We start from the raw sequence: 7,001 nt of genomic DNA, 5'->3' as shown, positions 1-7,001 counted from the left end.
TCGGCGGGGTACGGGTGACCTTCGGCGGCGCCCAGGATCGCGACCGGCCGCGCGCGCAGGTCGCGGGCGCGCTCGGCCGAAGTCACGACCACCGCGCAGGCGCCGTCGGTCTCGAGACAGCAGTCGTAGAGCCGGAAGGGCTCGGCGATCCAGCGCGCAGCGAGATACTCGTCCATGCCGAGCGTGCGCCCGCGCATGACGGCGCGAGGGTTGAGCTGCGCGTGCTTGCGGCACGCCACCGCGACGGCGCCCGCCGCCTCGTCGGGGATGCCGTAGAGCTTCTTGTAGCGAGTCATGATCCAGGCGTACATCTGCGCCGCGCTCACGATCCCGTACGGGAGATAGAAGTCGCGCACCGTGCGCTCGAGCGCGGCGAACGAGAGCCGGTCGCGCCGGCGCGAGCCGGGCTTGGGCCGCATGGCCGAGTAGCCGTTCCAGCCCACCGTCACCAGGATGTGTCGGGCCGCGCCGGTCGCGATCGCGCGCGCTGCGTGACCCAGGGCCGCGATCGGGCTCGCGCCGCCCATGTGGATGGTCGAGGCGAAGCGCAGGTCGGGGATGCCGAGGTTCGCGGCCAGCTCCTCGGCGCTGGTGTAGGCCGGCGGCGGAATCAGCCCGTCGATCTCGCCCGGTGCGAGGCCGGCATCGGCGATGGCCGCGCTGCCCGCTTCGAGCATCCAGTCGACCGCAGCGCGGTCGGAGCCGCGCACGTAGCTCGTCTCGCCGATGCCGACGATGGCCGCGCTCTGCATGGGATCGTTCTCGCATTCGCGCATGAACCGGGTCAAGTGGGCCGGCCAGGCGCGGCCGGGGCCTGATATCGTTGCGCGCTTGACCGCGCCGGCGAACCCGACTCCCCTGCCCTTGCGGGTCGTGCCCGCGCTCGACTCACTGCGCGGCTACGGCTGGGAGTCTGCGCGCGCGGACTTCCTGGCCGGGCTCACCGTGGCGGCGGTCGCGGTGCCGCAGGCCATGGCCTATGCGCTCGTGGCCGGCCTGCCGCCCGTGTACGGCCTCTACACGGCGATCGTGATGACGGCCGTGGGCGCGCTGTTCAACGCCTCGCGCCAGCTCGTGAACGGCCCGACCAACGCGATCTCGATCGCGGTCTTGTCGGTGCTGGCCAGCGTGACCGAGCCCGAGCTGCGCGTGCAGTCGGCGATCCTGCTCGCGTTCCTGGTGGGCGCGATCCAGCTCGGAATCACGTTGCTGCGGCTGGGTGACCTGGAGAGGTACATCTCGCACTCGGTGATCGTGGGCTTCACCGCGGGCGCGAGCGCGCTGCTCGCGCTCGACCAGCTGAAGAACCTGATCGGGCTGAAGGCCGTGGGCGACGCGCACGCCCACTTCCTGGTGCGCTTCTACCGCTCACTCACCGAGAGCGGCGGGATCCAGCTGGAGACGGCGCTGGTCGGGCTCGGCACGATCGCGGCCGTGACCGGGCTGCGCGCGGCCAAGCGCCTGCTCGGATGGCGGCTCGCGCCGGAGCTCCTGGCGGTGGTGATCGTGATGGCGGGACTCACCGCGTGGCTCGGCCTCGACGCGCGAGGCGTGGCGGTGGTGGGCGAGATTCCCGGCCGCTGGCCGTCGTTCGCGGCGCCGCCGCTCGACTTCGAGCGCGCGCGCGGCTTCGCCACCGGCGCGCTCGCGATCGCCGTGCTGGGCCTGCTCGAGGCGATCTCCATGTCGAAGGCGCTCGCCGCCACGACCCGGCAGAAGCTCGACATGAACCAGCAGTGTCTCTCCGAGGGGCTGGCCAACCTGTGCGGCAGCTTCTTCCAGTGCATGCCGGGCTCGGGCTCACTCACGCGCTCGGCCATCAACCAGCAGGCCGGCGCAGTCAGCCAGTGGTCGGGCGTGATCTCGGCGGTGGCCGTGGCCGTCACCATGCTGGCCTTCGCCCCGTACGCGCGCTTCGTCCCGCGCGCGGCGCTGGCCGGGATCCTGATGGTCACCGCCTGGAACATGATCGACTGGCGCTCGCTCTTCTACCACCTGCGCACGACGCGCTTCGACGCCGCGATCGTGAGTGCGACGGCGCTCGCGGCCGTGGGCATCTCGATCGAGTTCTGCGTGCTGATCGGCGTGTTCATGTCGTTCCTGCTCACCGTGCCGCGCGCCGGGCAGATGCTGATCAGCGAGTTCGCGATCACGGGTGGCAACCTGCGCGAGCGCCTGCCCGAAGACCGGCCCTGCCCGTATATCCTCGTGTTCGGGCTCGAGGGCGAGATGTTCTTCGGCGCGACCGCCGCGCTCGAAGCGCACTTCGCGAGCATGGAAGACCGCATCGGTCCCGACACGCGCGTGCTCGTGCTGCGGCTGAAGCGCGCCCGCAATCCCGACGCGGTGGGACTCACGCTGCTCGAGGACTTCCTGCGGCGCGTGAACGCGCGCGGCGTGCAGGTGCTGCTGTGCGGCGTGCGCGCGGAGTTCGCCGACAAGCTCGGGCGTACGGGCATCGCGGCGCAGCTCGGCGACCGACTCTTCCTGGAGCAGCCCGTGCGGCTCACCAGCACCATGCTCGCGATCCGCCGCGCCTACGAGCTGCTCGACGGAAAGACCTGCTCGATCTGCCCGCGCGCCGGCCGCGAGCGCGAGCCCGTGCCCTACGAGATCTGAGTCAGCGGGCGGGCACGAGTGACAAGAGCTCGTCGACCGACCACTGGTCGTCGGCGTGCTCGCCGTACTTGCAGGCCAGGACGCGCCCGCCGGGCGCGATCAGGAAGTCGCCCGGCAGACCGAGCCGGCCCCCCTGCGGCCGCAGCGCCGGCGGGCGCGCCTGGCCGCGCAGGATCGCGAGCGTGCCGAGCGTGAGTGCGCGGGCGACGCCCGGCCAGGCGCGCGGGTCCAGCAGCGCGCGCGCGGAGCTCTCGACGCCGAGCTCCGTGTAGAGCTGCCGTTCGGGATCGGGAATCACGTCGAACCGGAGCTCACTCGCGTGGGGCAGGAGCTCTCGCGCCGGCGAGTGGAAAACCACCACCTCGCGCACGCCTGCCGCCGCGACCTCGTCGCGCCGCAGCGCGAAGCTGCGCAGGTGCAGGCTGCAGATCGGGCAGCCGGCGAAGCGGCGCAGCTGCAGGTGGACGACCCGTTCGGGGTCCGGGATGCGGAGCTTATCGCCCGACAGCGCCACGAGCTCGCGCGGCGCGAGCTCCGCGCCCGGGACCCACCTCATGCCCCGGATTCTAGGCCGCTCCGCTAGAGTCGTCCCGTGTCACTCGAGACCTGGGAGCTCCTGAGCTACGTCGTCACGGTCGTGGGCCTGCCGCTCGCGATCCTGGCCTACCTGTTCGAGCAGCGCAAAGAGCGCGCCAACGAAGAGGAAGAGGTCTACCAGCTGCTCTCCGACAACTACCAGGACTTCCTGAAGGTGGTGCTCGAGAACAGCGACCTGAAGCTGTTCTCGGCCAGGCCGGGGCTGCTCAACGAGGAGCAGCACGAACGCATGATGCTGATCTTCGGCATGCTGATCTCGCTGTTCGAGCGCGCCTACCTCCTGCTCTACGAGGACGGACTCAGCAACGACAAGCTGCGCCGCTGGCGCTCCTGGGAGGACTACATGCGCGAATGGGTCCAGCGCGAGACCTTCCGCTCGCGCCTGCCCGAGCTCGTGAAAGGCGAGGACCCGGCGTTCGTGACGTACCTCGAGTCACTGGCCGCGGAGAAGCCGGCTCAGTAGAGGTCCAGCGCCTCGAGGATCTTCTTGGTCAGCGGGTCGTCGGGGTGCTCGGCGGCGAGCTTCTTCAGCTCGGCGATCGGGCCCTTGGCGGCTTCGCTGGTCGGGCCGACGCGCAGCAGCGTGCAGCGCAGGCGCTCGGCTTTGATGTCGGGCTCTTCGGGGATCGCGCGCTCGCCGACCGTGAGCAGGCGCTCGCACTCCTCGTAGTGACCCGTGTTGCGGTACAGCTCGGCGGCGAGGAAGTAGGTCTCGGGGAACTTCGGGTACTTCTGCACCAGCGTCTCGATCGTCTCGCGCGCGGCGTCGCGGCGCGGGATGCCCACGTCTTCGGAGGCGGTGAGCAGGAGATACACGCCGTTGGAATCGATGTTCTTCTTGTCCATCTGCGGCAGCACGCGGTAGACGTAGGTGGTGGCGAGGCCGTTCGAGCCGTCGATCTCGATCGCCTTCTTGAGCTCGCCCTCGGCCTTCGGACGCTCGCCGTCGATCAGGTCGATCACGCCGATGTTGCCCTGCAGGTAGGACTCGGTGCGCAGGCCGCGGAACTCGCGCTTGGCGCCGGGCAGCGTGAGCAGCTTCTCGAACTGCGTGCGCGCGTCGCCGAGCTTCGAAAGCCGCACGAGCGTGTGCGCGCGCTGCGCCCCGGCCTGGAAGCTGTCGGGATCGGTGAGCAGGATGCCGTCGAAGTCGGCCAGCGCCAGGTCGAACTTGCCCAGCGAGTAGTACACCAGCCCGCGGTCGAGCATGAACGACGGGCTGCGCGAGAGTCTCTCGCCCACCGCCGAGAGTGACTTCAGGGCGGCGTCGTAGTTGCCCTCGGTGTAGAGGCGTCGGCCCTCCTGCTGGCAGACGCTGGCGACGCAGCCCATCTCGCTCATGCCGCTCTTGAGCTGGTTCTTGGCCGCCATGTCGCGGCAGGTCACCACGCACGGCGGGTCGTCGGCCCGGGCGGGGCCGGCCGCGCCCGCCGCGAGCAGGGCCGCGCCGAGCGCGCAGGCGAGTGAGTGTCTCGAGTTTCGGGTCAACGCCTTGCTGGCCGATCGAACGGGTTGGCGCGCGCGATCGTCGCGTCGCGGTCCGGCCCGACGCCGAGCAGGTCCACGGGGACTTCGAGCGCGTCCTCGATCCATCGGATGTACTCGCGCGCCGCTTGAGGCAGGTCGTCGAGCGAACGCGCGGCGGCGAGAGACTCGTCCCAGCCGCGGAAGGTCTTGTAGATCGGCTCGCAGCGCTCGAGCGTGCGGATGCTGGCGGGGATCTCGCGCAGCTCCTTGCCGTCGACGCGGTAGGCGACGCAGATCTTGACCTCGGGCAGGCCGGTCAGGATGTCGAGCTTGCCCAGCGCCAGACCCGTGATGCCGTTCACGCGCACCGCGTAGCGCATGACCACGAGGTCGAGCCAGCCGCAGCGGCGCTTGCGGCCGGTGGTGGCGCCGAACTCCTTGCCCACCCGCCCCATGTGCTCGCCGGCGGGGCCGTCGTCTTCGGTGGGGAACGGGCCGCCGCCCACGCGCGTGGTGTAGGCCTTGCTGACTCCGATCACCGAGTCGATGCGCGTCGGGCCGAGCCCCGCGCCCGCGCAGGCGCCGCCCGCGATCGTGGTCGAGGAAGTCACGAACGGATAGGTGCCGTGGTCGACGTCGAGCAGCGTGGCCTGCGCGCCTTCCAAGAGCACCGACTTGCCCTCGCGCATGGCGCGGTCGATCGCGACGCCCACGTCGTCCACGTAGGGCGCGAGCTTCTCGCCCCAGACCACCGCCCGGTCGAACAGCTCGTTCGCGTCGATCTTGGGCCAGTGGTACAGGTGCTCGAGCAGGAAGTTGCGCTCGTACAGCGCCAGCTCGAGTCTCTCGCGCAGCGCCGCCGGCTCGAGCAAGTCGATCACGCGCACGCCCGTGCGCGCGACCCGGCTCTCGTAGGCCGGCCCGATGCCGCGGCCGGTCGTGCCGATCGTGAGCTGGTGGCGCGACTCCTCGCGCGCCTTGTCGAGCGCGGAGTGAACGGGCAGGATCACGTGCGCGCGGTCGGAGATGCGCAGTCTCTCGCGCCCGACCGGCACGGCCTTCTGCTTCAGCCCGTCGATCTCGCCCAGGAGCACGTCGGGGTCGACGACCACGCCAGGGCCGATCAGGTTCAGCGTCGAAGGCTGCAGGATGCCCGAGGGCACGAGGTGGAGCACCGTGGTCTCGCCGTCGACCACCAGCGTGTGACCGGCGTTCGGCCCGCCCTGGAAGCGCACCACGAGATCGGCGCGATCGGCGAGCTGGTCGACGACCTTGCCCTTGCCCTCATCGCCCCACTGCACCCCGACGACGACGACGTTCGCCATGGCTCAAGTGACTCGGGCGCCGAGGTCGAGCAGGAGCGCCATCTCGACGTTCTCGAGCCGGCGCACGGCCTCGAGGATCTCCTGCGAGGGCATCGGCTCCACCGACAGGAGCTGCAGCGCCTGGTTGGTCTGCAGGTGCAGGCCGAGCTGCATGCGCTTGATGTTGATGCCCTTGCTGCCGAGCAAGGTGCCCATGCGCCCGACCACGCCCGGACGGTCCTGGTTGCGGATCAGGAAGGTCGGGCCTTCGGGGATGGCCTCGAAGCGGAAGTCGTCGACGCGCACGATGCGGGGCTGCGTGCGGCCGAAGATCGTGCCCGCCACCAGGTGTGACTCGCCGTTGCGCGAGCGCACCCGGACGGTGAGCAGCGACACGTAGTCCTCGGGCGCGGCCGACTTGGTCTCGATCACGCGCACGCCGTGCTTCTGCGCCACGAGCGGGGCGTTCACGAAGTTCACCTCGTCGCCGACCCAGGGCGCGAGGATGCCGCGCAGCACGGCCAGAGTGACTGCCTGCACGTTGCGCTCGGCGATCTCGCCGGCGTACTCGACGTCGATCTCCGACACGCCGCCGCGCGCGACCTGGCCCTCGAACAGGCCGAGCTTCTCGCCCAGCATGACGAACGGCCGCAGCATCGGCAGGTCCTCGGCCGACACGGAAGGCAGGTTCACGGCGTTGCGCACGATGCCCGACACCAGGTAGTCGCGCACCTGCTCGGCGACCGCGATCGCCACGTTGAGCTGCGCCTTCTCGGTGGCCGCGCCGATGTGCGGCGTGAAGATCACTTCCTCGCACTTCAGCAGCGGGTGGTCCTTGGGCACGGGCTCCTGCTCGAACACGTCGAGCGCCGCGCCTGCGACCTTCTTGGACTGGATCGCCTCGAGCAGCGCCGCCTCGTCGACGATGCCGCCGCGCGCCGCGTTCACCAGCAGCACGCCCTTCTTCATCTTGGCGAAGGCCTCGCGGCCGATCATGCCGCGCGTGCCCTCGGT

7 protein-coding genes are annotated in these 7,001 nt (G+C 70.5%); 2 read left to right on the top strand and 5 right to left on the bottom strand.

Features of this window, described 5'->3' with window-relative positions; translation table 11 throughout:
• Window positions 1–752: transporter (locus VMR86_02870; protein ID HTO05973.1), on the bottom strand; the 752-nt coding region annotated here is incomplete at its 3' end.
• A 79-nt stretch (window positions 753–831) separates the two neighbouring features.
• Between VMR86_02870 and VMR86_02865 the strand changes: the two genes are divergently transcribed.
• Window positions 832–2,619 (top strand): SulP family inorganic anion transporter, encoded by a 1,788-nt coding sequence (locus VMR86_02865; protein ID HTO05972.1) that lies wholly within the window; start codon window positions 832–834, stop codon window positions 2,617–2,619.
• A gap of 1 nt (window position 2,620) precedes the next feature.
• Here VMR86_02865 and VMR86_02860 read toward each other — a convergent pair whose 3' ends face one another.
• Window positions 2,621–3,175, bottom strand: a complete 555-nt coding sequence (locus VMR86_02860; protein HTO05971.1) for a peroxiredoxin-like family protein — start codon at window positions 3,173–3,175, stop codon at window positions 2,621–2,623.
• A gap of 36 nt (window positions 3,176–3,211) precedes the next feature.
• Between VMR86_02860 and VMR86_02855 the strand changes: the two genes are divergently transcribed.
• The gene (locus tag VMR86_02855) at window positions 3,212–3,679 is read left to right on the top strand and encodes a hypothetical protein (GenBank protein HTO05970.1); all 468 of its coding nucleotides are present in this window, start codon (window positions 3,212–3,214) and stop codon (window positions 3,677–3,679) included.
• Here the strand turns inward: VMR86_02855 and VMR86_02850 are convergent.
• The 3 genes from VMR86_02850 to VMR86_02840 form a co-directional block, all read right to left on the bottom strand.
• A complete protein-coding gene (locus VMR86_02850; GenBank protein ID HTO05969.1) occupies window positions 3,673–4,704 on the bottom strand; it encodes a tetratricopeptide repeat protein in 1,032 nt (343 codons plus the stop codon). The genes VMR86_02855 and VMR86_02850 overlap by 7 nt on opposite strands.
• A complete protein-coding gene (locus VMR86_02845; GenBank protein HTO05968.1) occupies window positions 4,701–6,008 on the bottom strand; it encodes an adenylosuccinate synthase in 1,308 nt (435 codons plus the stop codon). Before VMR86_02845 ends, VMR86_02850 begins: the two co-directional genes overlap by 4 nt.
• Before the next feature lie 3 nt (window positions 6,009–6,011).
• Window positions 6,012–7,001, bottom strand: a 990-nt coding sequence (locus VMR86_02840; protein HTO05967.1) for an NAD(P)-dependent oxidoreductase, incomplete at its 5' end; no start/stop codon positions are given.

Source organism: Myxococcota bacterium (assembly GCA_035498015.1).
In the GTDB taxonomy this organism is placed as follows: Bacteria; Myxococcota_A; UBA9160; order SZUA-336; family SZUA-336; genus VGRW01.
This window is presented reverse-complemented; position numbering and strand designations above follow the sequence as displayed.

Bases quoted from the DNA above. Each gene is read 5' to 3' on its own strand.
- VMR86_02860 (HTO05971.1), bottom strand. From the start codon at position 3,175: ATGAGGTGGGTCCCGGGCGCGGAGCTCGCGCCGCGCGAGCTCGTGGCG.
- VMR86_02845 (HTO05968.1), bottom strand. From the start codon at position 6,008: ATGGCGAACGTCGTCGTCGTCGGGGTGCAGTGGGGCGATGAGGGCAAG.